This is a genomic window from Streptomyces sp. NPDC002845, from assembly GCF_053591955.1.
The window spans coordinates 14,862-38,582 of sequence record NZ_JBSFUU010000090.1 but is presented as its reverse complement, the minus strand read 5'-3'; the positions used below and the strand labels follow the sequence as shown (position 1 = coordinate 38,582).

Below are 23,721 nucleotides of genomic sequence, written 5' to 3'. Positions count from 1 at the left end.
GGAGCTGGACTGTCACTCATCCCCCCATTGTTGCCGCAACCCACACCCCGCCGGACCACGCATCCCCAGGTTGCCCCCTTCGAGGCATACGCCGCTGACGAGGGTGTTTCTCCGTTTGTGAAGCATCCGTGAAGGCGAAGTGGTATGACTTCTCCCCTGATTGTCAGATCAATCAGATCAGCTGATGACAGGAACAACAATTCAGGGGGGATCTCCATGCGGATGCGCATACGCGCTGCCCTGCCCGCGCTCGCCGGAGCCGTCGCGCTGACCGGCACGCTGCTCAGCTCTCCGGCCGAGGCCGCCGGCGGTGTGATCATCTACCGCGTGTACTTCGACAGCCCGGGCGCCGACAACCGTTCCAACGCGAGCCTCAACGGCGAGTGGGTGCAGATCAAGAACACGAAGTCGAGGGCGGTCTCGCTGCGGAACTGGGTGCTGAAGGACGCGTCGAACCACAGGTACACGTTCAAGAACGTGAAGATCGGCGCGGGCAAGACCATGAAGGTGCGGACCGGCCGGGGGTCCGACACCGCGACGAACAAGTACCAGAACCGGCGCGCGTACGTCTGGAACAACACCAGTGACACGGCCACGCTGATCAGATCGAGCGGGACCAAGGCCGACTCCTGCTCGTGGACGACGCGCGACCCCAGCGACAAGTACTGCTGAGCCCGGCGGCTACCTCTTGCGGCGGCGCTTCGCCTTGGACGACTGCCGGGTCCTGGACCTGGCCGGGCGGGTGCCGCCGCCTGTCGGGCGCTTGCCGGCGGTGCGGTGCGCCGGGGCTCCCGGGGCTCCCGGGGGCTTGTCCGCCGGGGTGAAGTCGCCCTCCACCACGCCCTCCACCACGCCCTCCGCCGTGTCCACGGTCGGGGCTGTGTAGTGGAGGTCGTCCTGTGTGCGCCCGGGCCCCAGTCCGTCGGACGTGGTGTCGAGGTTGAACACGAAGCCGACCGACTCCTCCTTGATGGCGTCGGTCATGGCAGTGAACATGTCGAAGCCCTCGCGCTCGTACTCGATGATCGGCTCGCGGCCGAGGGTCCAGCGCAGGCCGATGCCGTCGCGGAGGTAGTCCATCTCGTAGAGGTGCTCGCGCCACTTGCGGTCGAGGACGGCCAGCACCACCCGGCGCTCCAGCTGTCGCAGCGCCTCCTCGCCGAGTTCCGCCTCGCGTTCCTCGTAGCGCTCGTGGATGTCCTCCGTGAGGAGGTGGACCAGGTCCTCGGCGGTGAGATCGGAGCGGTGGCCGAACTCGTCGTCCAGGTCGTCGATGGTCGGCCGGACCGGGTAGAGCTGTTTCAGCGCGGCCCACAGCCGGTCGAGGTCCCACTCCTCGGCGAAGCCCTCGCTCGTCTCCGCCTCGACGTACGCGCGGATGGTCTCGTCCATGAAGTGGGTGATCTGTTCGCGCAGGTCCTCGCCCTCCAGGACGCGGCGGCGCTCGGCGTAGATCAGCTTGCGCTGGCGGTTGAGGACCTCGTCGAACTTCAGGACGTCCTTGCGGGACTCGAAGTGCTGCCGTTCGAGCTGAGCCTGGGCGGAGGCGACGGCGCGGGTGACGACCTTGTTCTCGATGGGGACGTCGTCGGGGAGGTGGGTCGCCGCCATCACCCGCTCGACCAGTTGGGCCTGGAACAGCCGCATCAGGTCGTCCTGGAGGGAGAGGTAGAAGCGGGACTCGCCGGGGTCGCCCTGGCGGCCGGAGCGGCCGCGGAGCTGGTTGTCGATGCGGCGGGAGTCGTGCCGTTCGGTGCCCAGGACGTAGAGCCCGCCGAGTCCGGTCACCGCCTCGCGCTGGGCGGCGACCTCGGCGGTGACCCGGTCGACGGTCTTCTGGCGCTCCTCGTCCGTCGCGTCCTCGGGGAGGGCAGCGAGGGCGAGTGCCTCGGGGTTGCCGCCGAGCATGATGTCGGTACCGCGGCCCGCCATGTTGGTGGCCACGGTGACCGCGCCCTTGCGGCCCGCCTGCGCCACGATCAGGGCCTCGCGCTGGTGGTTCTTGGCGTTGAGCACCTCGTGCCTGATGCGCTTCTTGCGCAGCAGCGCGGAGAGCGTCTCGGACACCTCGACCGTGGTGGTGCCCACAAGCACCGGCTGGCCCCTGGCATGCCGCTGTTCGATGTCGTCGACGACCGCCGCGTACTTGGCCGCCTGGCTGCGGTAGATCAGGTCGGCCTGGTCGTCGCGGATCATCGGCTTGTTGGTGGGGATGGGGACGACTCCGAGCTCGTAGATCTGGTGGAACTCGACCGCCTCGGTCATCGCCGTGCCGGTCATCCCGGAGAGTTTGTCGTAGAGGCGGAAGAAGTTCTGCAGGGTGATGGTCGCGAGGGTCTGGTTCTCCTCCTTGACCCGTACGCCCTCCTTCGCCTCGATCGCCTGGTGCAGTCCCTCGTTGTAGCGGCGGCCGGGAAGGACGCGGCCGGTGTGCTCGTCGACGATGACGACCTCGCCGTCGACGACGACGTACTCGTGGTCCTTCTTGAACAGTTCCTTGGCCTTGAGCGCGTTGTTGAGGTGGCCGATCAGCGGGGTGTGGTCGGACTCGTAGAGGCTGTCGATGCCGAGCTGGTCCTGGACGAACTCCACCCCGCGGTCCAGGACGGCCACGGTGCGCTTCCTGGGGTCGTACTCGTAGTGGTACTGGTCCCGCAGCTCCTTCAGCTCCTCCTTGTCCAGCGGCCGGGTGTACCGCTCCTCCTGGATGGCGATGCCCTTCATCGGCCGGACGAGCCCGGCGAAGGCCTCGTACCAGTGGGTGGCCTGGTCGGCGGGGCCGGAGATGATCAGCGGGGTGCGGGCCTCGTCGATGAGGATCGAGTCGGCCTCGTCGACGATGGCGAAATGGTGGCCGCGCTGGACGAGTTCGCCCTTGGACCAGGCCATGTTGTCGCGCAGATAGTCGAAGCCGAACTCGGTGTTGGTGCCATAGGTGATGTCGCAGCCGTACGCCGCGCGCCGTTGCTCGGGGCTCGACCCGGTCCGGACGACGCCGACGGTCAGGCCCAGGAACTCGTACGCCCTGCCCATCCACTCGGCGTCGCGCTGGGCGAGGTAGTCGTTGACCGTGACGAGGTGGACTCCCTTGCCGGTCAGGGCGTTCAGATAGACGGGCAGGGTGGCGACCAGGGTTTTGCCCTCGCCGGTCTGCATCTCGGCGATGTTGCCGAGGTGGAGGGCGGCGCCGCCCATGACCTGGACGTCGAAGTGGCGCATGCCGAGGGTGCGGCGGGCGGCCTCGCGCATGGTGGCGAAGGTCTCGGGCAGCAGGTCGTCGAGGGTCTCGCCGTCGGCGTACCGCTGCTTGTACTCGTCGGTGAGGGCCCGGAGTTCGCCGTCGGACAGTTCCTTGAAGGTGTCCTCGACGGAGTTCACCTGGTGGGCGATGTGCTGCAGTCGGCGCAGCGTCCTGCCCTCGCCGGCACGCATGATCCTGCCGGTGATGGAACTCAGACCGAGAGCGGGCATTTTCCGGTCCCCCAAGTACTACAGAACCATGAAGAATCGCCACAGAACCATGAAGAATTCCGAGGCCGCGCCGTTCGCCATTCCGTGCATTTCATTTCATTGTTGACGCATGCCGTGCGAGCGGCAAGCGACGGAATGGCGAACGGGGCGGCAGTCGATTCCCGTGGCGAATGTCAGCGAATGGGGCGGTGGACGTTCTCCCGTTCGCTGGGGCCCGGCGTGGCGTCCGCGATCCACGGTCCGTCGCCGGAGGGGTCGACGATGCCCCGCTCCAGCCAGGTGTACGTGCCGGAGAGCACGCCCTTGACCACCTTGCGGTCGACGTCGTCGGTGTTGGTCCACAGCCGGTCGAAGAGCTCGTCGACGCGGATGCGGGACTGGCGGCAGAAGACGTCGGCCAGCTGGTAGGCCTCGCGGCCGTACTCCTCGGTGGTGCGCAGGAGTTCGGCGCGTACGCAGGCCGCGCTCATCGCGAAGAGCTCGGCGCCGATGTCGACGATCCGGCTGAGGAAGCCCTGCTTGGTCTCCATACGGCCCTGCCAGCGGGACATGGCGTAGAAGGTGGAGCGGGCGAGCTTGCGGGCGGAGCGCTCGACGAAGCGGAGGTGGCCGGAGAGGTCGACGTGGCCCGGCGGGTTGAAGTCGCCGTACGCGCCCGGGAGCTGGCCCGCGCCGGTGACCAGCTTGGGTAGCCACTTGGCGTAGAACACCCCGGCGTTCGCGCCCGCCTTCGCCTTGGCCTGGAGTGACTTCCCCGGGTCGATGAGGTCGCCGGCCACGGACAGGTGGGCGTCGACGGCCTCGCGGGCGATCAGCAGGTGCATGATCTCCGTGGAGCCCTCGAAGATGCGGTTGATGCGCAGGTCGCGCAGCACCTGCTCGGCGGGGACCCCGCGTTCGCCGCGGGCCCTGAGCGACTCGGCGGTCTCGAAGCCGCGGCCGCCGCGGATCTGGACCAGCTCATCGGCCATCAGCCAGGCCATCTCGGAGCCGTAGAGCTTGGCGAGGGCGGCCTCGATGCGGATGTCGTTGCGGTCCTCGTCGGCCATCTGCGACGACAGGTCGAGGACGGCCTCCAGCGCGAAGGTCGTCGCCGCGATGAAGGAGATCTTCGAGCCGACGGCCTCGTGGAACGCGACCGGCTTGCCCCACTGCTCGCGCGCCGCCGACCACTCACGGGCGATCTTCAGACACCACTTGCCCGCGCCGACGCACATGGCGGGGAGCGACAGACGGCCGGTGTTCAGCGTGGTCAGGGCGATCTTCAGGCCCGCGCCCTCCGGGCCGATCCGGTTGGCGGCCGGGACGCGGACCCGGTGGAAGCGGGTCACGCCGTTCTCCAGGCCGCGCAGGCCCATGAAGGCGTTGCGGTTCTCGACGGTGACGCCCTCGGAGCCGGCCTCGACGACGAACGCCGTGATCCCGCCCTTGTGGCCCTCGGACCCCGGCACCCGGGCCATCACCACGAGCAGGTCGGCCACGACGCCGTTCGTCGTCCAGAGTTTCACTCCGTCGAGTACGTAGTCGTCCCCGTCCGGCACGGCGGTCGTGGCGAGCCGGGCCGGGTCGGAGCCCACGTCCGGCTCGGTCAGCAGGAACGCCGAGATGTCGGTGCGGGCGCAGCGCGGCAGGAAGGTGTCCTTCTGCTCCTGGGTGCCGAAGAGCTTCAGCGGCTGCGGTACGCCGATCGACTGATGGGCGGAGAGCAGGGCGCCGATCGCCGGGCTCGCGGAGCCGACCAGGGCCAGGGCCTTGTTGTAGTACACCTGGGTGAGGCCGAGGCCGCCGTACTTGGTGTCGATCTTCATGCCGAGGGCGCCGAGCTCCTTGAGTCCGTCGATCACCTCGTCGGGGATCTGCGCGTCCCGCTCGATCCGGGCCGGGTCGATCTTCGTCTCGCAGAAGTCGCGCAGCTTGGCGAGGAACTCCTCGCCGCGCTGTGCGTGCTCGTCGGCCGGGAGCGGGTGCGGATGGATGAGGTCGAGCCGGAAGCGGCCGAGGAAGAGCTCCTTGGCGAAGCTGGGCTTGCGCCAGACCTGCTCCCGCGCGGCCTCGGCGACCTTGCGGGCCTCACGCTCGGTGACAGTGGGTTGGGTTGGGCTTGCGGACATGAGGGGCACCTCGCCGCGAATCGGGATCATGGTGGCGTACGCGATCAAGGGGCCGAAGGCCGACCTTGCGGGCGTACGTTACTGACCGGTGCTACCCGATCGTATGTACCCGATCCGGGGCGGGGCCACCACCCTGCGTACGGCCGTTCAGCCGATGTTGACGGAGTACGTCCGGGTGTCCAGTTGCCCCGAGCCCTTGAAGACCTCAGTGCCCGCCTCGATGCCGGAGACGTACTTGTCGTTGCCGAGCAGCTTGCGGCGGACCGGGGCCTGGGTGAAGTCGTCGAGGTTGAGGGCGGCATTGGTGGTGTTGGAGCGGCGGACGAAGGAGTGCACCTTCCAGCCGATGTCGCCCCTGCAGATGTCCCACATCGAACCGCCGAGGCTGGCGCTGCCGTACTTGGTGCCGAGAGGGCCGGCGCCGCCCTGGCTGTTGAGCCAGATCATGATCTCGTCGGTGGGCTGGTCCTGCCAGTCGGCGGTGTTCTTGTCGTGCAGCCAGAGGTCGTACGCGACGTTCATGACGCCGGGGTTGGCCCCGACCGAGAACTGCCAGGTGGTTCTCACGGGCTTGCGGTCGCCCACACGGATGGGGAGCCGGGTGGCGGCCTTGTCCACCTTCCAGCCCCGGTGCCAGCCGAGCACGCTGCCGGCGAAGGACTTCACGTCGTGGTCCTTGCCGCCCGCGCTGCTCGCCCAGGTGTAGTCCGTGCCCCAGGAAATCGTGGAGCCGGGGTGGGAGTTGTCCCAGACGCACTGGCTGCCGATGCCCTTGCCCTGGCCCCCAGAGGTTGTTGTTGACGTAGTACTTGCCGAGCGTGATCGTGTCGAAGGTCGTGCACCTCCTGGCCTCTTCGCCGGCCATCGCGACCGTGACGGACGCACCGGCGGCGAGGGCGGTGGCGGCCGCGGTGACGATCTTCGCCTTGCGGGTCAGGCGGGGACGGCGATACGACATCGGTACTTCCTTCCGGGGGCGATACATACGCGTGCTGGTTGCCGCCGCCTTCGAAAGTTGCCGTCCGGTTTTGAGAGCCTGTGTCATGTCCCCGGCCGGGCGCCCGCCGCCTGGCACGCACTCCCCCACTGCCTTAAGGGCGTGGGGGGACCCCCAGCCGCGTTGCCGAAACGCCCACGTGGCTCCTCCCCCACGCTCGAACCGGCTTCGCTCGGCTCGCGCGGGGGCACCCCCATCGAGGACCTTCCGGCGCCTTGCGATCGCACGCACCCCCACGCTCGGCTGCGCTCGAGCGGGGGGACCCCCATGACGACGTGCGCTGATCCGACCGGGGATATGACACAGGCTCTAAGCTGGGGTCGCGCCCCGAAAGGGGAGTGACGCTGTGACACCATGCGGCTCCGCCGCGCGGGCGCGACAGGCCCCCACCGCCCCGCACCCGCCACGCGACCCACCCCCACCGCTTCCTTGGGCGCCCGACAGATTATCGAAGCGCTTCGACAACCTATGGACACCCACCCACCGTCGAGCTACTGTCAAGCCACCCACACTCGCCTCTGTCCCCAGACCGCGCTGTCGAAGCGCTTCACACATGCTTGGAGAGCTGGATGGTCACCCTCGCCGAGGTCGCCCAGCACGCCGGAGTCTCGGCGAGCACGGTGAGCTATGTCCTCAGCGGTAAGCGGTCCATCTCCGCGGGCACCCGGCAGCGGGTCGAGCGGAGCATCCAGGAGCTCGGCTACCACCCGAACGCGGGGGCCCGGGCCCTGGCGAGCAGCAGGTCCAACATCATCGCGCTGATGGTCCCGCTCCGTACCGACATGTACGTCCCCGTGATGATGGAGATCGCCATCGCGGTGGCCACCACGGCCCGCACGCACGGCTACGACGTGCTGCTCCTCACCGGCGAGGAGGGACCCGACGCCGTGCGCCGCGTCACCGGCAGCGGGCTCGCCGACGCGATGATCCTGATGGACGTCGAACTCGACGACGAGCGGCTGCCGTTGCTGCGCGGCACCGACCAGCCGTCCGTGCTGATCGGCCTGCCCGCCGACACCTCCGGGCTCACCTGCGTGGACCTCGACTTCGGCGCGACGGGCGCCCTGTGCGCCGAGCACCTGGCCAAGCTGGGGCACCACGACATCGCTGTCATCGGTGAGGCACCCGCGGTCTACGAGCGGCACACCGGCTTCGCCGAGCGCACCCTCGACGGACTCCGTTCCCGTTCGCGGGAGTTGGGGCTGCGGGTGCTGCACCGGCCCTGCGAGGGCGGCTACGACGCGATGTCCCTGACCCTGGCCCGGGTCTTCGACGAGCGGCCGAGCACCACGGGGTTCGTCGTGCAGAACGAGTCCGCCGTCGAGCCGCTCCTCGCGCTGCTGCGCCGGCAGGGCCGCGCCGTCCCCGAGGACGTCTCGGTCATCGCCATCTGCCCCGACCAGGTCGCCGTCCAGGCCTCCGTGCGCCTCACCTCCGTCGCCATCCCCGCCCAGGAGATGGGGCGGCGCGCGGTGGACCTCCTGATCGCCAAGCTGGAGGGGCGGGGCGCCGACGAAGTCGTGCTGCTCGCACCCGAGTTGACGGTGCGGGCGAGCACGGGCCCGATTCCGCACACCGCCGCCTGAGCCTCTCGGAAGCAGCGACACCCCTGCGCCACCAAGGGCGTTGGGCACCCCTTTCCCGTAACCCGGCCACCGGAGCCGCGCCGGGTCCGCCACCACCTCCTCGCCTCCAGGAGCCCTCACCGTGAACCAGCCTGCCGAGAACCAGCCCGCACAGGGCGCCGTCAGCCTCGCCCAGTCCTCCCCCACCATCGGCACGTTCCGCGAGCGGGACGGTGCCCTGGAGTGGAGCGGACGCCAGGAGACCCTGCGGATCGAGCCCTGGGGGCCGGACGCGGTCCGGGTCCGCGCCCGGCTCGGCGGCCCGGTCGTCGAGGGGCTGCCGGGCGCCCTGCTCGACGAGGCCCCGCCGTCGGCCTCCACCGTCAAGATCGAGGACGGGCACGGTCAGCTGACCGTCGGCGCGCTGACCGTGGAGGTCGACGCCGAGGGCCTGATCCGCTTCACGCGCACGGACGACGGCACGGAACTCCTCGCCGAGGAACGCGCCCACTTCTGGTGGCCGGGCTCGCGCCTCTACACCGCCGTCGGCAACGGCTACCACCGGCTGGAGCAGCGCTTCGCCGCGTACGAGGACGAGAAGCTGTACGGCCTCGGGCAGCATCAGCACGGGCGGTTCGACCAGAAGGGCATCGTCCTCGACCTGATCCAGCGCAACGCCGAGGTCAGCATCCCGGTGCTCACCTCCAGCCGCGGCTACACCCTGCTGTGGAACAGCCCGGCCATCGGACGTGTGGAGCTGGCGGGCAACGGTACGCGCTGGGTGGCGGACTCGGCCCGGCAGATCGACTACTGGATCACCGCGGGCCACCCGGCCGACGCCCAGCGCCGCTACAGCGCGGTGACCGGCCGTACGCCGATGATGCCGGAGTGGGCGGCCGGGTTCTGGCAGTGCAAGCTGCGCTACCGCACGCAGGACGAGCTCCTCGCCGTGGCACGGGAGTACAAGCGGCGCGGGCTGCCCATCGACGTCATCGTCTGCGACTTCTTCCACTGGACGCACCTCGGCGACTGGAAGTTCGACCCGGCGGAGTGGCCCGACCCGGCCGGGATGCAGCGGGAGCTGGCGGAGCTGGGCATCAAGCTCGTGGTCTCCGTGTGGCCTTCGGTGTCACCGCTCTCCGAGAACCACCAGCTCATGGAGCAGCGCGGCTGGTTCATCGGCACGCAGTACGGCCCGATGGCGCACGCCGACTGGCCCGACAAGGAGGTCGCCTCCACGGTCCAGGTCGCCTTCTACGACGCCACCAATCCCGAGGCGCGGGAGTTCCTGTGGTCCCGGGTGAAGGACAACTACCTCGACCCGTACGGCATCAAGGCCTTCTGGCTGGACGCCTGCGAACCGGAGCTCAAGCCGGGCTTCCAGGAGAACCTTCGCTACTGGGCGGGCCCCGGCCTGGAGGTCGGCAACATGTACCCGCGTGAGAACGCCCGCGCCTTCTACGAGGGCATGCTCGCCGCCGGTGAGACCGAGGTCGTCACCCTCAACCGCTCGGCGTGGGCGGGCAGTCAGCGCTACGGCGCCGCCCTGTGGTCCGGCGACATCGGCACCGACTTCCCGACCCTGCGCCGCCAGATCGCGGCGGGCCTGAACACCGCGCTGTCGGGCATCCCCTGGTGGAACACCGACATCGGCGGCTTCCACGGCGGCGACCCGGACGACCCGGCGTACCGCGAGGTCATGGTCCGCTGGTTCCAGTTCGGCGCCCTCTCCCCGCTGATGCGCCTGCACGGCTTCCGCGACCCGGGCATGCCGCTGGGCCCGGAGATGACCGGCGGTCCGAACGAGGTGTGGTCGTACGGCGAGGAGGCCGGCGCGATCCTGGAGGAGTACCTGCGACTGCGCGAGCGGCTGAAGCCGTATGTGCTGCGGGTCATGCGGGAGGCCCACGAGGAGGGGCTGCCGGTAATGCGGCCGCTGTTCCTGGAGTTCCCCGAGGACGAGGCGAGCTGGGGCGTCGACGACCAGTACCTGTTCGGCCCGGACCTGCTCGTCGCGCCGGTGCTGGAGGCGGGGGCGACGACCTGGACGGCGTACCTTCCGGCGGGGGCGCGCTGGACCGACGCGTGGACCGGACAGTCGTACGAGGGCGGTACGTCGGTGACGGTCGACGCTCCGCTGGACCGGATCCCGCTGTTCCTGCGGGACGGGGCGTCGCTGCCGATCGCTGAGTGACAACCGGTGGCCACATCGGTATCGGAGCGAATGGCGCACGGGTGACCGCCGGGTAGCCGCTGTGAACCCCCGTGCTCTGACCAGGCGCCGCGCGGGAGCGGCGCCGGCCCCCACACGTGCGCAGCTGCCGGGCGCGGAGGCGAAGGCTGCCGGGGTAGCACCCTGTCAACTTATAGGAGCAACAAGCCGGTTCGATGGGGTAGATCTCTTGCACGCCTCCACGCCTCCACTCCTCCCGGCCCTCGAAAGGACCCCCTTCCGTGTCCTCCGCTCCGCTCGCGCTCACCCTGGCCAATGTGCTGCTCCGGCCGACGGCAAGCTCCCGCCGATCCCCCGACCGGGTCTTCGACCGGCTCCTCGCCGAGGCCGGGCAGGCGGAGGGGGACCAGCAGTTCGTCGACGACTTCCGGTCCCTGCTGCGCTGGTGGGCCGGGGCCGAGAACCTCACTCCGGTCGGCTGGCTGTCCGCGCAGGCCCACGTCCGCAGACACCTCACCAACCGGGCCCGCGTCCGGCGACTGATCGCCGAGCACCCCGCGATCGAGCGGGAGCCCATCGAGAACCCGGTGTTCGTGGTCGGCCTGCCGCGTACCGCGACCACGCTGACGCACGCCGTGCTGTCCCTCTCGGACGAGCACCGCTGCCCCCTGCTGTGGGAGCTGCTCGCCCCCGACCTCGCCGTACCGCCCGGACAGCGGTCGCGCCGGAAGGCGATCGCACCCGCGCGCCGCATGGTCCAGGGAACCAATCTGCTCGCCCCGCGTTTCCAGGACATCCACCGCATGGTCGCCGAGGGCCCCGAGGAGTGCACCTTCGCCCTGCCGCACGCCATGATGCCGCTGTCCTCGGCCCGCATACCCGACTACCAGGCGTGGCACTACGAGCGGGACTTCGTCCCCGACTACCGCCACCTCAAGCAGGTCTACCAGGTTCTCCAGTACGGCCGCCCGCGCCGCCGCTGGGTACTGAAGTCCCCCATGCACATCGAGAACCTCGACGCGCTGCGCACCGTGTTCCCCGACGCCACGATCGTGTGGACCCACCGCGACCCGGTCACCGTCATGGGGTCCTTCTGCAGCCTGGTCGAGCACGGCATGACCATCAGCACCCGCCACGTCGACCTGCACGGCATCGGCGCCACCTGGCTCGAACTGCTGAGCCGCTCCATGACCCGCGCCCTCGCCGCCCGCGCCGCCATCCCCCGGGAGGCGCTCGTGGACGCCCCGTACTCCTGGCTCGGTTCCGACCCGGCCATGGGCGCCCCGAAGCTCTACGCGGCCGTCGGCGCCCGCTGGACCGACTCCGACGCCACCCGCCTCCCCGAGGCCACCACCCGCACCAAGGGCACGCGACCCCACACCTACGACCTGTCCCGCTACGGCCTGTCCCGCTCGGACGTCGAGTCGGCCTTCGCGGACTACAACGCGCTGCGGGCCGAGGTGGACCGGGCCTGACGGCCGGGGCCGGCGCCGCCTTCGTGCTGCGGCGCCGGCCCCGGCGTACGGTCAACTGCTGGTGATGCTCATGCTGTTGGTCCGGAAGTCCAGACCGCCGGACGACGAGGTGATCTCGAAGCCGAACTGGACGTCACCGATGGTCTCGTTGCCCATCCAGCCCTTGGTGTCCTTGATCCACCTCAGGACGGGCAGGATCTGCACGGTGCCGGAGGTGGAGTCCGAGGTGCGCAGGAACGAGAAGACGTCCCAGTACGTGCCGTCCTGCCGGGTGACCCGGCCCTTGAAGACGTTCCAGTTGTGGCCGCCGAGCGTCACGTTGCCCTGGTAGCTGCCGAGCGCGCCGACATCCCCGTTGTAGTTGACCCAGAGCATGATCTCGTAGTCGTAGTCCGTGTCCCAGACGTCGTACGACGTGTTGTACGCGCCCGAGGACGGGACCGTGACGTTGTAGCTGCTGTTGAGCGACCGCAACGAGTTGACGGACTTGTTCACCACCTTCTTGGCGTTGGGGTAGGACTTGATGCCGCCGGTGTTGGGGTGGTTGGCCCAGACTCCCCAGTTGGTACCGGAGTTGGCCCAGATGCACTGGCTGCCGGCGCCGCCGCCCCAGATGTTGTTGTAGAGCGTGTAGCCGTTGAGGTTGGTGTTGCCCCACTGGTCGCAGGAGTCCCAGACGGCTGCCTGGGCGGGGGCGGCGGCGAGGCCGATGGTGACGCCGAGCGCGAGGGCCGGGGCCAGCAGGACCTTGCTGAGCCTGCTCAGAGTGCGTGTTGCCATGGTGTCCCTTCCATGGGTGGGGGTGGGTGGGGGGAACTTGCCTGTGTTTCGCGGCTACTGCGGCCCCAGGGTGAGGACGCAGTCTTCTCCGGCGACGAGGTCGAGCGGTCGGGCGCCGGAGGAAGTCCACAGTTCGACGCGGTGGCTGCGGGTCGGTCTGACGACGGCCGTGACGCCGTCGGGGCTCCAGTCGAGGTCGAGTTCGGCCCCGAACCGGGTGCGTACGCCGTGGAGTCGACCCTTCGGGTACGCGGGCGGGAGCGCGGGCATCAGGACGAGCCGGGCCGGGGTCGACTGGACGAGCATCTCGACGACCACGGCGGGCAGCGCGTGGGCCGCGTCCGCGTTGTAGACGTCACGGCGCGGGTAGTGCGCGCTCATCAGCGAGGCGTGGAAGTAGTCACCGTCCAGCACCTGGCCGAGGGCGTGCGCCACCCGGTCGCCGTCCCGCAGCCGGGCCGCGACCAGGGCGTGGTGCAGATGGCCGTGCGCCGAGTCGTTCTCGGCACCGCGGAGTTCGAGCGCGCGGTGCGCGGCGGCGGCGAGGCGCGGGGTGTCGTACGGGTTGATCTCGTCCAGCGGCCAGACGGCGTAGAGGTGGCTGAGGTGCCGGTGGTCGTACGTGTCCTCCAGGTCCGGCCGGGCCCACTCGGCGAGGGCGCCGTCGGCGTTGATCCGGTGCGGGGGGAGCCGGTCGGCGAGGGAGCGCCAGCGGTTCGCGTGCTCCGGGTGGTACTCGGCGGCCGTGAGGAGGGCGTGCCGGGCCGCGGAGAGGTCCATGGCCGCGTTGATGGCGCCCCAGCTCGCGTTCGCGGGCCGGTTCTCGGGCGAGTAGGAGGGGACGACGACGAGGTGGCCGTCGTCGCCGGTCCGGGTGAGGAAGTCCTCGTAGAACAGGGCGACTTCGGCGAACGCGGCGGCCGTGCGCGGGTCGCGTTCGCCGCGTGTCTCGTCGTGGTCGACGAGCGGTTTGAGCAGCCAGTCGGCGCCCGCGGTCCACAGGTGCAGCGGGTATTCGCGGCTGAAGTGGTAAGTGTGTCCGTTCTCGCCGTCGGTGTGCGAGGGCGCGACGATGCCCCGGGTGCCGAAGATCGTGCGGGCGTTGTTCCGCCAGTCCGCCAGTTGACGGTGGATCAGGGCGGCGTGGGCCTCGGTGACTTCGGGGAGCGCGGTCGCTGCCGCCGACGCGGTCTGGAGGTTGAGGTTGGCGTTGGTGGTGAACGCGCCGGACCACGCGGTGTCCCAGTCGCCGGTCCACAGGCCCGTGAGCCGGGGCGGGAGCATGCCGCTGGCGGACAGCAGGTGGTAGCGGCCGGCCGCGAAGAGCCGTTCCAGGAGGGCGGGGCTCTTGGGCCGCTTGAGCAACTCCGAGCCGGGCAGGGCGCGTTCGTCCGGGTCGGCGTTCAGGTCGAGGGTGACGCGCCGGTAGGCGGAGCGGTGGAGGGCGAGATGGCGGTCGAGGAGGTGGGTGTACGGGTCGCCGCCGGCCGGGAGCAGGTCGCGCAGGACGCGGGCCTCGGCGACGGCGTCCACTTCACCGGTGTGCCGGACGACCCGTGTCAGCAACAGCACGGACTCCACGCCCTCGACGCGCACGCCCGGCGGGGCGAGCGCCGTGCTGCCGCCGGTGACCACCACGAGGGTCACCCCGGTGTACGCGCGGTCGCTGTCGGGGTAGCGGGCCCGCAGGGTGAGCAGGGCACCCTCGGGGGTGAGGATGGCGCCGTGGCCGACGCCCAGTCCGGCAGGGGCGCCCGGGAGCCGGTGGTCCAGAGCGATGTCCAGGTCGGGGGTGGTGACGTACTGGACGATCACGTCGTCGGCCCGCGAGACGAAGGCCCGGCTGCTCCAGTCGGCGCACTCCGCCTCCGCGACACCGGTGGTGAAGTCGACGGACCGGCGGTACCGGCGGCCCGCGTCGGCCCGGCGGCCCAGCCGTATCTGAAAGGCCGGGTGGAAGGGCTGCACCCACTGCAGGCCCCTGCCGTCCGTGAAGCTCTCGGCAGCGGTCCGGTCACCGGCGAGCAACCGGTCCTGGAGAGAGGGGAGTTCCGCCGCCAGACGCGGCGGCCGGGCACTCTCGCCGCCGTTGGGGCGCACCAGGGTGTGATGCGTGACGATGATCCGGTCGTCGTTCGGATCACCGAACACCAGTACGCCGTGACGGCCGTTCCCACTCAGGAACGCGTCCTCCCAGCGGGCGGCGGGGGCCGCCTCCCAGGTGCCGGGGGTGGGCAGGTTCTGGGGGGCGGCGGGCAGCGTCGCCGCGCGGGCCTCTACGGCGCGCCGGGGCAGGGGTGTTTCTTCTGTGCCGTGGGGCTGCGGCTCCGCCGCGTCAGGCGGGTGGCTCTGCCCGGCGGCCCGGGAGAGGTTCCCCCTCACGCCGTGGCGCGACTCGCCCGTGCCGTCAGGCAGCACGTGGGCATGGCCGTGCCGTGCCGCAGGGGCGGGCCCCGTCCCGGAGAGAGCGGCACTCTGCGAGCACGGCCCGGCATTACGGGACAGCCCCTCCCCTGCGCCAGGGGCAGGAGGCGCCCCCTCCCTGTTGCCGAGCGGCAGCGGCATCGGGTTCATGGCCGGAGCACCGCGACGCCGTAGCGGCCCAGGGTGACCGCGCCGGTGACCGTCGCGCCCGTGAGGAGGTCGCGGTGGGTGCCGGGTACGTCGACCGTGACCTCGTCGCGCCCGTGGTTGAGGACGAAGAGGAGGTCGCCGCGGCGGACGGCCTCGACGCCCGCGGGCAGCCCGTCGAGCACCGGCCGGACGTCCGCGCCGTCGGCGATGCGGGCCAGCAGGTCGCGCAGCGCGTCCGGCTCGGGGAGCGTCGAGACGTACCAGGCGCTGTCCTTGCGCAGGACGGCGGGCAGTCCGTCGAGTTCCCCGCCCCGGTACGCGGCCACCACGTCGGCGCCGGTCTCGGCCTCGGCCTCCTCCGACCACAGCGTGCCCCGGAAGCCGTCGCAGTCGACGTCCTCCCCGGCATCCAGCGGCCACCACTCGTGCAGCGTGCGGATGCCGAGGAGTTCGCGGAGCCGGGCGTCCATGCCGCCGGGCCGTACCCGGTCGTCCTCGTCGGCGACGCCGGTCAGGAAGCCGCAGACGAGGGTGCCGCCGCCGCGGACGTAGGCGAGGAGGTTGTCGATCGCCGCGTCCGTGAGGAGGTACAGCTGCGGGACGACGACGAGCTGGTACGCGGACAGGTCGTGCTCGGGATGGGCGAAGTCGGCGGTGAGGTGGGCCTCCCAGAGGGCGCGGTGCCAGGCCCGTACGACCTGCGGGTAGTCGACTTCGGAGGAGGGACGGGCGTCCTGCGCTCCGGCCCACCAGGAGTGCCAGTCGTGCAGTACGGCGACATCGGAGGCGAGGTGAGCGCCCGTCACCTCCGCGCCGACCGTGGCGAGTTCGGCGCCGAGCTGCTTGACCTCCTGGAAGGTGCGGCCCTGCTCCCCCGCGTGGCTGACCATCCCGGAGTGGAACTTCTCCGAGCCCTGCCGGGACTGGCGCCACTGGAAGTAGCAGATCGCGTCGGCGCCGCGCGCCACGGCCTGGAGCGACCAGAGGCGGTTGAGGCCGCGCGGCTTGGGGTGGTTGACGCCCCGCCAGTTGACCGGGCCGGCGGCCTGCTCCATCAGCATCCAGGGACCGCGTGCCTGGGAGCGCGTCATGTCCTGTACGAGCGCGCCGCTCTGGGCACCCAGAGGGTCGCGCGGGTCCGGGTAGATGTCGACCGAGACGACGTCCTCCTCGGCCGCCCACCGCCATGCGTCCTGTCCCACCCACAGCGGCATGAAGTTGGTGGTGACCGGGATGTGCGGGGTGTGCCGACGGACGATGTCACGCTCGGCGACGTAGCACTCCAGGAGCATGTCGGAGGTGAAGCGCCGGAAGTCCAGTACCTGGGTGGGGTTCTTCAGGTAGTGGGCGCGGCGCGGCGGCAGGATCTCGTGCCAGCCGTCGTAGCCCTGGCTCCAGAAGGCCGTTCCCCAGGCGGTGTTGAGGGCGTCGAGCGTGCCGTACTTGTCCTGGAGCCAGCGGCGGAAGGCCCCGGCCGCCTCGTCGCCGTAGTCGAAGGTGCAGTACTCGTTGTTGATGTGCCACATCGTGAGGGCCGGGTGGCTGCCGTAGCGTGCGGCGAGGTCCTCGGTGATGGCGGCGGCGTAGCGGCGGTAGGTCGCGCTGGAGTGCGAGAAGTGCTGGCGGGAGCCCCACCACTCGATCTCCCCGTTCTCGTCGCGCGGCAGCGTCTCGGGGTGCAGCCGGCCCATCCACGGCGGGGGCGAGGAGGTGGGGGTGGCGAGGACGACACCGATGCCGTTGCTGTGCATCAGGTCCATCAGCCGGTCGAGCCAGCCGAACTCCCGTGCTCCTGGCCGGGGTTCGAGCATGGACCAGGAGAAGACGCCGAGGGTGACGGAGTTGACCCCGGCCTCCTTCATCAGGCGTACGTCCTCGTACCAGGTCTCCTCGGGCCACTGCTCGGGGTTGTAGTCGCCGCCGAAGAGGACGCGTCCGCGGGTGGCATCGGCGAGGGTGAGCCGGTCGGCGGCGGGCGGGCCGGCGGCGGACTCGCCGGCAGCGCGCCCGCCACCGGCGAGTCCCTTTCGCTGGGGCATCAGACCGGCTCCCCGTACTGGAGGCCGCGCCCGTTCGTCGCGAGGTACACGCGGCCGTAGACCCGCGGGTCGCCGATGATGACCTCGCCGATCCAGCCCCACTGGTGGGCGTCGTCGTTGATGCGCGTCCAGGTCTTCGCCCCGTCGTCGGAGCGGTAGACGGCGGTGATGGCCTCCGTGGCGCCGACCTGGTAGATCGCCGGGTAGTCGGCGCCGTCGGCGGCCTTGCCGAAGCCGAGGGTGTACGAGGCCCAGCAGCTCTCGACCTTCGCGAAGCTCGCGCCGCCGTCGGTGGAGCGGTAGAGCCCGTTCCACTTGGTGGAGAGCCACAGGTCACCGGTGCGTCCCGGCGCGGCGACCAGCTTGAACTGGCTGTCGCCCGAGGGCAGTCCGGTGGCACGGGCGGTGAAGGTCCGGCCATTGTCAGTGCTGGCGAATAGCGTTCCTGTGTCGGTGTCGTACGCGTAGAAGAGCGTCGGGTCGGCCGGGTCGGCGACCGGCGTGGCGCCCTTCGGGAAGGAGGTGACCTCGGACCAGGTGGCTCCGTTGTCCGCGGAGCGGTAGGCGGGGTACTTCGTGCCGTCCCAGTGCACGAAGACCCAGAGCAGCACGCTGCCGTCGACGTTGGTGGCGATCGGCCCCGGTGCGTCCTTGGCGATGGCGGGCTGGGCCGCGAAGGGCGCCCAGGTCTGTCCGCCGTCGTTCGAGTAGGCGCCGTTGCCGTTGTCGCCCCAGCCGCTGCGGACGACGTACGCCGGCTTGGCCGCGGCCTGGGCGAGCCCCGTCGCCGACCCGAAGATGGGGTTCGACGCGATGCCGCGCGAGGGCGATGCCGTGAGCGACTCGTGGTACATCACGCCGACGTCCCCGTTCCCGCTGATCAGATGTGCCTCTCCGACCGGAGGCGAGATCAGCTGGCGCACGGACGTCTCCTCCAGGCCGCGGATCTGCGGGGCCCAGTTCTTCAGGTCCCGGGTGCCGTAGAGGGTCGCACCGGTGCCGTACACGATGTGCTTGGCATCGAACGGGTCGAGGGCGAGCGCCTGGATCCACCAGCCGAACTTCGGCTCGTCGTCGCCCCACTTGAGGAAAGGAGTCTCGGACACGTCGAAGACAGCGGAGTCCTTGAGGGACGTCCAGGTGCGGCCTCCGTCGGTGGAGCGGAACACCGTGTCCACCTCGGCCCAGCGGTTGTTGGTGGAGACGACGACGGCGCCCGGGCAGTGGGCGCCGACGGCGACGCCGCCGTAGCCGAAGTTGTCGGTGCCGCCGTCGGAGGTGGTCCCGCCCGGCGTCACCGGGGTGACGTCCGTCCACCTGCCGGTGGTGGTGCGCAGCTTGTGCACGCTGCCGTCCGACTGCCCGTTGGGGCCGGCCGTGTTGGCGTACGTCACGTACAGCTCGCGGGCGTATCCGTCGTACGCGGCGCGGACCGGGACCTTGGCGGAGGTGCCGGACGGCTGCCGGCGGACGGCCTCCCAGGTGGCGCCGTCGGTCGTGCGGTACAGGTTCGCCGTGCCCGAGGTGCCGTCGCCGTCGCCCCAGCCGGCGTAGACGGTGCGCCCGGCCGCGACGAGGAAAGTGACGCCCTGCCCGGACGCGCTCGCGGTCGCCGGGAAGCCGGTCACGGCCGACCAGGTGGCGCCCCGGTCCGTCGACTTGAGCAGCCCGTCGTGCCGGGTGCCCAGCCACAGGGTGTCGCTGTTGCGCGGGTCGACGAGCAGGCGCTCGCCCGTGCCCCGGCCGTCCTCGTTGGCGCCGAGCTTCACGCTGAGGTCGGTGCGGGCCCAGGTGGCGCCGCGGTCCTCGGAGCGCAGGACCGCGCCGTTGCCCGCCCACGACTGGGCGTAGGTGCCGAGGGCGAGGTACAGCCGGTCGGGATGCGTGGGGTCGACGGCCATGGCCTCCACGCCGAGGAGGTTCCAGTCGTCCCAGCCGAGGTGGTCGGTCAGCGGGGTCCAGCGGGCCTCGGTGTCGTCCCAGCGGTAGGCGCCGCCGATGTCCGTGCGGGCGTAGGCGAGTCCGCGGACGGCCGGGTGGAACAGCACACCGGTGATGAAGCCGGTGCCGCCGATGACGGCGTTGCGCCAGCGGTAGCCTCCGGCGGGCTCGGCGGTCTGGGCTTCTGCGGCGTGGGCCGGGGTCCCCAGGGCGGGGAGAGCGGTGAGCGCGGCGGCGGCTGCCGCCGTCCCGGCGAGAACAGAGCGGCGGCTTGGCTGGGGCGTGCGCATGACATACCTCGTTCGCGGGAGTGGTGGTCCGGGGTTGCCCTGGTGGGCGGTGTGGTGTGTGCGGCTTGAGCGCGACAGCTCGGTCGGTGCGGGACACGGGCGGCTGCGAGTCGTATGTGGCTGGTCGCGCCCACGCGGCGGAGCCGCATGTCGACACAGCCCCGCGCCCCTTGAAAAGCACGGGGCGCAGCCCTGACCGAGGGCACCCGGCGAAGCGTCCCGTTGGGGCCGTCGTGCCCGGCCGGGTGACAGGCACGGCCGGACACGACGGGGCAGGGGGAGGGGGGCGCGGCGGGGTGTCAGCCCTTGACCGCGCCGGTGAGCATGCCCTTCTTGAAGTGGCGCTGGACGAAGGGCGAGAGGACGGCGACGGGGATCAGGGCCATCACCATGACCGCCATCTGGATGGCGAGCGAGGACAGCTGGCCCGTGTTGACCTGGGCGGCGAGCCCGACCGGGCGTTCCTGTTTCTGCACGAGCTGGATCATGACGTTCTGCAGCGGCATCATGTCCTGATCCGTCAGATAGATCGACGCGTTGAACCAGGCGCTCCAGTAGCCGACCGCGTAGAAGAGGGCGATCACCGCGATGACCGCCCGCGACAGCGGCATCACGATCTTCCACAGGATGCGCCAGTCGCCGGCGCCGTCGATGCGGGCGCTGTCGACCAGTTCCTGGGAGATGCCCATGAAGAACGCGCGCAGGACCAGGATGTTGAAGACGCTCACGGCACTGGGGAGGATCAGCGCCAGATAGGTGTCCGTCAGGCCGAGGGCCTGCACCAGCAGGTAGGTCGGGATCAGGCCCGCGCCGAAGAACATCGTCGCCAGCAGCGTCATCAGGACCCAGCGGTGGCCGAGCGAGCCCGAGCGCGACAGACCGTAGGCGCACAGGATCGACACCGCCATGCTGAACAGCGTGCCGACCAGGGTGACGCCGATGCTGACCAGTGCGGCCCGCTGCACCTGGCCTCCGCCGAGGAGTTCCTGGTAGGCGATGAAGGTGATGTCCTTCGGGATCACCACCAGGCCGCCCGTCTCGTCGATGGTCTTCTTCGAGGAGAGGCTGGTGACGATCACGACCCACAGCGGGAAGAGGATCGCGAAGCAGGCCACGCCCAGGACGACTCCCTTGCCCGCGAGGCCGGCCTTGGCCGGTTCCTCCTCCCAGACCGGGCGGGGCGGGGCCGCCCACGGGCTCGGTTTCCTGACGGACGGCCGCTCGCCGGCCGGCTTGTCGAGAACGGCGGTCATTTCCTGTACACCCCCTGCTCACCCATGAGATGGGCGACCTTGTTCGCGGTGAGCACCAGCCCCAGGCCGACCACGCCCTTGATGAGGCCGGCGGCAGCGGCGTAGCTGAAGTCCTGGTTGCGGATGCCGTTCCACCACACATAGGTGTCGAGGACCTCGGCGGCTCCTGGCCCGACCGCATCACGTTGCAGCAGCAGTTGCTCGAAGCCGACGGTGAGCGCGTCGCCGACCCGGAGCACCAGCAGCAGGGCGATCACCGGACGCAGGGCGGGCAGCGTGATGTGCCACATCCGCCGCCAGCGTCCGGCGCCGTCCATGGCGGCGGCCTCGTACAGGTCGTTGGAGACGGACGAGAGCGCGGCGAGGAAGACGATGATGCCCCAGCCCGCGTCCTTCCAGATCGTCTCCATCGTGACCAGGTACTTGAAGATCTCCGGGTTGGTCATCAGGTCGAAACCCTCGTAGCCGTGCTGCCGAAGGGTCTGCGCGATGATGCCCGCGCCGCCGAAGATCTGCTGGAAGACGGTGACGACGAGGACCCAGGAGAAGAAGTGCGGCAGGTACATGATCGCCTGGGCGATCGCCCGGACCCGCGGCCTGAGCACGCTGTTGATGAGCAGCGCGAGCAGGATCGGGATCGGGAAGTAGAGCACGAGCTGGAGGAAGAACAGCACGAAGGTGTTCTGCACCGCGTGCCAGAAGGCCGAGTCCGCCAGGACCCGCTCGAACTGCTGGAGCCCGATCCAGGGGCTCTCCAGCATGGCGATGAAGCCGTTTTCGCTGAGGTACGGGTCGTAGTCCTGGAAAGCGACCACATTGCCGAGGATCGGTATGTAGTTGAAGACCAGGATCAGCAGCACCGCGGGCAGGGTCATCAGGAGCAGCGTCCGGTCCCGCCTGAATCGGAGCCGGAAACTCAGCTTCCCTGAACGCTCACCCGAGCCCTTCTTGTCCCGGCGTCCGGCGGCGTCGCCGGACGCCGCCGGAGTCTTCTCGGGTGTTTCTGCCTCGGCCCTGCTCCGAGGCACCGTGCTGTGGGACACGGCCTTCTCCTTGCCTCGGTCCCGGGTCAGCTCGCCGAGCCGGTGTCGTCGAGCAGCTTCTTGTACCAGTCACGCAGGTCGTCGCCGCCCTGGCTCTTCCAGTCCGACACCGCCTGCTGGACGTCGCTGATCTTCTTGCGTCCGCGCACGACATCGTCCTCAAGCTGCTCGAAGTCGTTGGCGAGGTTGGTCCAGCGGTTCGGCTCGGTGATGGTCAGCCCGAAGAAGGAGGACTTCTTGGTGAAGGCTCCCATGCGCTGCTGCCACTCGACCATCAGCTTGGTGATCTCGGGCAGGTCGATGTACGCGATGAACGCGGCCGGGTCGCCGGTGTAGTCGAAGACGCCGTTGACCTCGTTCACGCCCTGCTCTGTCTTGGTGGGCAGGCCGTCCTTCATCTCGAAGTCGATGCCCTCCACGCCGTACTGCGTGAGCATGCGCTCCTTCGTGCCGTACGGTGCGGCGCAGTAGTTGGCGATGGCGAGGAAGTCCTTGATCTGCTGCTCGGACGCCTTCTTGCTGATGAAGGCGAAGATGCCCGCGGGCTGGCTCGCCCACAGAGTGGGGTCGCCGCCGTCGTGGCCGAAGATGTCGAACGCGGCCATCTCGAAGTCGGATTTCTGGGTGCGCTGTTCGGACGTCAGGCCCCACCAGTAGCTCAGGTTGCCGTTGAAGACGATGCTCTGGCCCGCCGTGAACCGGTTGGCCGCGTCACCCTGGTTCGCCTTGGCGTCGGGGTGGACCACGCCGGCCTCGTACAGCTTCCGGGTCCACTCCAGGGCTTCGAGGTATGCATCGGTCTCGATACGGTTGATCAGCTTGTCGCCCTCGAGGTTCCACCAGAGCGCCTTGTCGCCGCCGTTGAGGACGCCGAAGATGTTGAAGGCGCTCCACTTCATGTCGTCGCAGGCCCACACCTTGGACTTGGCGCTGGTCGCCTCCTTCGCCCAGGCCAGGAACTCGTCGGGGGAGGCGGGGAGTTCCCAGCCCTTCTCCGCGAAGATGTCCTTCCGGTAGAAGGGCGCGATGCCCGGGACATACGAGTCGGGCATCGGGATCCCGCGCAGCTGACCGCCGAAGATGGCGCGCTGCCAGGCCTCGGTGGGGACGGCCGCGAGGTTCGGGTAGTCCTTGACCTTGTCCCCGGAGAGGTAGGGGCCGAGGTCGGCGAACTTGGCGTTGATGGCGCTGGGGATCCTGCCGTTCAGGTTCCAGCCCGGTACGACCATGGCGTCCGGGATCTCGCTGGAGGCCAGGACGGCGCCGAGCTTCTCGTCGTAGGTGTTGCCGTCCTGGTTCTGCCAGGTGACCTCCACCCCGATGGCCTCGTTCATGGCCGTGTAGTACGGGTTGTCGCCCTTGGGCGGGGTGCCCCAGAACGGGGCCATGATCTTCAGCTTGCCGCCGCTGCCCAGCTTCTGAGGCACCGAGGTCTTCAGATCGGCCAGGGCGATCGCCGTGGTGAACCCCGCCGCCGACCCGTTCTTCGCCGGAATGTCGGGCGCGACGACGTTCGACGCCACGAACGCCGGAAGGATCTTCGCGGCGTCCTTCCCTGAGGTGGTGCCGTCCTTGCTGCCCTCCTGCGAACCGCCACAGGCGGACAGCAGCGGTACACCTCCGGCCACCGCGGCGGCGGCGACCGCCGTGGAGGCGAGGAAGTTTCTCCGGCTGGGAGCGGAGGTGGCGGAGTTCGGCGTCATTGCGTCAACCCTTCATGGTGCACACCAGGACACCCGGCAAAGGGGCCGTCGGCTGAGGTGTCTTGAGTGGGACTGGCTGTGCTGAAGCGACGAAACATCGGAGGGATGTGAGCACGCGAGGCGTTCCCTCCGCAGTCGAAGCGCTTCGATGTTGCTGCGAGGTTAAGTGAACGACTGGGGGTGCACAAGAGTCGATTCCAACATTCCTCCTAGGTGTGGAGGACCGGAAGGCACTCTTCCGAGGCCTGATATGACGGTGAGGAAACGGATCTGTTGCGCCTTGGTCTCTTGACACCCACCCCTCGG

Annotated in this window: 14 protein-coding genes; 4 read left to right on the top strand and 10 right to left on the bottom strand. The window is 69.9% G+C overall.

The window, feature by feature from the left end; genetic code table 11:
* The first annotated feature begins 216 nt into the window (after nucleotides 1-216).
* Nucleotides 217-672, top strand: a complete 456-nt coding sequence (locus ACWD3C_RS40530; RefSeq protein ID WP_451152371.1) for a lamin tail domain-containing protein — start codon at nucleotides 217-219, stop codon at nucleotides 670-672.
* A gap of 9 nt (nucleotides 673-681) precedes the next feature.
* On the opposite strand, the gene secA is transcribed toward ACWD3C_RS40530, so the two are convergent.
* The 3 genes from secA to ACWD3C_RS40515 form a co-directional block, all read right to left on the bottom strand.
* Nucleotides 682-3,471, bottom strand: a complete 2,790-nt coding sequence (gene secA / locus ACWD3C_RS40525; RefSeq protein ID WP_451152369.1) for a preprotein translocase subunit SecA — start codon at nucleotides 3,469-3,471, stop codon at nucleotides 682-684.
* A 173-nt stretch (nucleotides 3,472-3,644) separates the two neighbouring features.
* The gene (locus ACWD3C_RS40520; RefSeq protein ID WP_451152367.1) at nucleotides 3,645-5,582 is read right to left on the bottom strand and encodes an acyl-CoA dehydrogenase family protein; all 1,938 of its coding nucleotides are present in this window, start codon (nucleotides 5,580-5,582) and stop codon (nucleotides 3,645-3,647) included.
* A 147-nt stretch (nucleotides 5,583-5,729) separates the two neighbouring features.
* Nucleotides 5,730-6,467, bottom strand: a complete 738-nt coding sequence (locus ACWD3C_RS40515; protein ID WP_451152365.1) for a GH12 family glycosyl hydrolase domain-containing protein — start codon at nucleotides 6,465-6,467, stop codon at nucleotides 5,730-5,732.
* Between the two features lie 681 nt (nucleotides 6,468-7,148).
* On the opposite strand from ACWD3C_RS40515, the gene ACWD3C_RS40510 reads away from it, so the two are divergent.
* The 3 genes from ACWD3C_RS40510 to ACWD3C_RS40500 all read left to right on the top strand — a co-directional run bounded on the left by ACWD3C_RS40510 (nucleotide 7,149) and on the right by ACWD3C_RS40500 (nucleotide 11,792).
* Nucleotides 7,149-8,165 carry a LacI family DNA-binding transcriptional regulator gene (locus ACWD3C_RS40510; protein ID WP_451152363.1) on the top strand — a complete coding sequence of 339 codons (1,017 nt, stop codon included), beginning with the start codon at nucleotides 7,149-7,151 and terminating at the stop codon, nucleotides 8,163-8,165.
* A 121-nt stretch (nucleotides 8,166-8,286) separates the two neighbouring features.
* The gene (locus tag ACWD3C_RS40505) at nucleotides 8,287-10,338 is read left to right on the top strand and encodes a glycoside hydrolase family 31 protein (RefSeq protein ID WP_451152361.1); all 2,052 of its coding nucleotides are present in this window, start codon (nucleotides 8,287-8,289) and stop codon (nucleotides 10,336-10,338) included.
* A gap of 260 nt (nucleotides 10,339-10,598) precedes the next feature.
* The gene (locus ACWD3C_RS40500; RefSeq protein ID WP_451152359.1) at nucleotides 10,599-11,792 is read left to right on the top strand and encodes a sulfotransferase family protein; all 1,194 of its coding nucleotides are present in this window, start codon (nucleotides 10,599-10,601) and stop codon (nucleotides 11,790-11,792) included.
* A gap of 51 nt (nucleotides 11,793-11,843) precedes the next feature.
* Here the strand turns inward: ACWD3C_RS40500 and ACWD3C_RS40495 are convergent, their stop codons facing one another.
* From ACWD3C_RS40495 to ACWD3C_RS40465, 7 genes are all read right to left on the bottom strand, one after another.
* Complete coding sequence (locus tag ACWD3C_RS40495) at nucleotides 11,844-12,572, bottom strand: glycoside hydrolase family 12 protein (protein ID WP_451152357.1); 729 nt, start codon at nucleotides 12,570-12,572, stop codon at nucleotides 11,844-11,846.
* 54 nt (nucleotides 12,573-12,626) lie between these two features.
* Complete coding sequence (locus tag ACWD3C_RS40490) at nucleotides 12,627-14,810, bottom strand: glycosyl hydrolase family 95 catalytic domain-containing protein (RefSeq protein ID WP_451152375.1); 2,184 nt, start codon at nucleotides 14,808-14,810, stop codon at nucleotides 12,627-12,629.
* Nucleotides 14,811-15,142: 332 nt separating this feature from the next.
* On the bottom strand, nucleotides 15,143-17,185 hold the full coding sequence (locus tag ACWD3C_RS40485; RefSeq protein WP_451152355.1) for a beta-galactosidase: 2,043 nt from the start codon (nucleotides 17,183-17,185) through the stop codon (nucleotides 15,143-15,145).
* A complete protein-coding gene (locus ACWD3C_RS40480) occupies nucleotides 17,185-19,416 on the bottom strand; it encodes a 1,4-beta-glucanase (protein ID WP_451152353.1) in 2,232 nt (743 codons plus the stop codon). Before ACWD3C_RS40480 ends, ACWD3C_RS40485 begins: the two co-directional genes overlap by 1 nt.
* Before the next feature lie 299 nt (nucleotides 19,417-19,715).
* Nucleotides 19,716-20,669: a carbohydrate ABC transporter permease gene (locus ACWD3C_RS40475; protein WP_451152351.1), complete on the bottom strand. Its 954-nt coding sequence runs from the start codon at nucleotides 20,667-20,669 to the stop codon at nucleotides 19,716-19,718.
* Nucleotides 20,666-21,712, bottom strand: a complete 1,047-nt coding sequence (locus ACWD3C_RS40470) for an ABC transporter permease (protein ID WP_451152349.1) — start codon at nucleotides 21,710-21,712, stop codon at nucleotides 20,666-20,668. The genes ACWD3C_RS40475 and ACWD3C_RS40470 overlap by 4 nt, the downstream gene beginning before the upstream one ends.
* A gap of 26 nt (nucleotides 21,713-21,738) precedes the next feature.
* On the bottom strand, nucleotides 21,739-23,415 hold the full coding sequence (locus tag ACWD3C_RS40465; protein ID WP_451152347.1) for an extracellular solute-binding protein: 1,677 nt from the start codon (nucleotides 23,413-23,415) through the stop codon (nucleotides 21,739-21,741).
* Nucleotides 23,416-23,721: the final 306 nt, after the last annotated feature.

Excerpts from the sequence above, each read along its gene's own strand:
- ACWD3C_RS40485 (WP_451152355.1), bottom strand. The coding sequence starts at position 17,185 with ATGCCCCAGCGAAAGGGACTCGCCGGTGGCGGGCGCGCTGCCGGCGAG.
- ACWD3C_RS40510 (WP_451152363.1), top strand. The coding sequence starts at position 7,149 with ATGGTCACCCTCGCCGAGGTCGCCCAGCACGCCGGAGTCTCGGCGAGC.
- ACWD3C_RS40520 (WP_451152367.1), bottom strand. The coding sequence starts at position 5,582 with ATGTCCGCAAGCCCAACCCAACCCACTGTCACCGAGCGTGAGGCCCGC.
- ACWD3C_RS40475 (WP_451152351.1), bottom strand. The coding sequence starts at position 20,669 with ATGACCGCCGTTCTCGACAAGCCGGCCGGCGAGCGGCCGTCCGTCAGG.
- ACWD3C_RS40480 (WP_451152353.1), bottom strand. The coding sequence starts at position 19,416 with ATGCGCACGCCCCAGCCAAGCCGCCGCTCTGTTCTCGCCGGGACGGCG.
- secA (WP_451152369.1), bottom strand. The coding sequence starts at position 3,471 with ATGCCCGCTCTCGGTCTGAGTTCCATCACCGGCAGGATCATGCGTGCC.
- ACWD3C_RS40495 (WP_451152357.1), bottom strand. The coding sequence starts at position 12,572 with ATGGCAACACGCACTCTGAGCAGGCTCAGCAAGGTCCTGCTGGCCCCG.
- ACWD3C_RS40530 (WP_451152371.1), top strand. The coding sequence starts at position 217 with ATGCGGATGCGCATACGCGCTGCCCTGCCCGCGCTCGCCGGAGCCGTC.
- ACWD3C_RS40465 (WP_451152347.1), bottom strand. The coding sequence starts at position 23,415 with ATGACGCCGAACTCCGCCACCTCCGCTCCCAGCCGGAGAAACTTCCTC.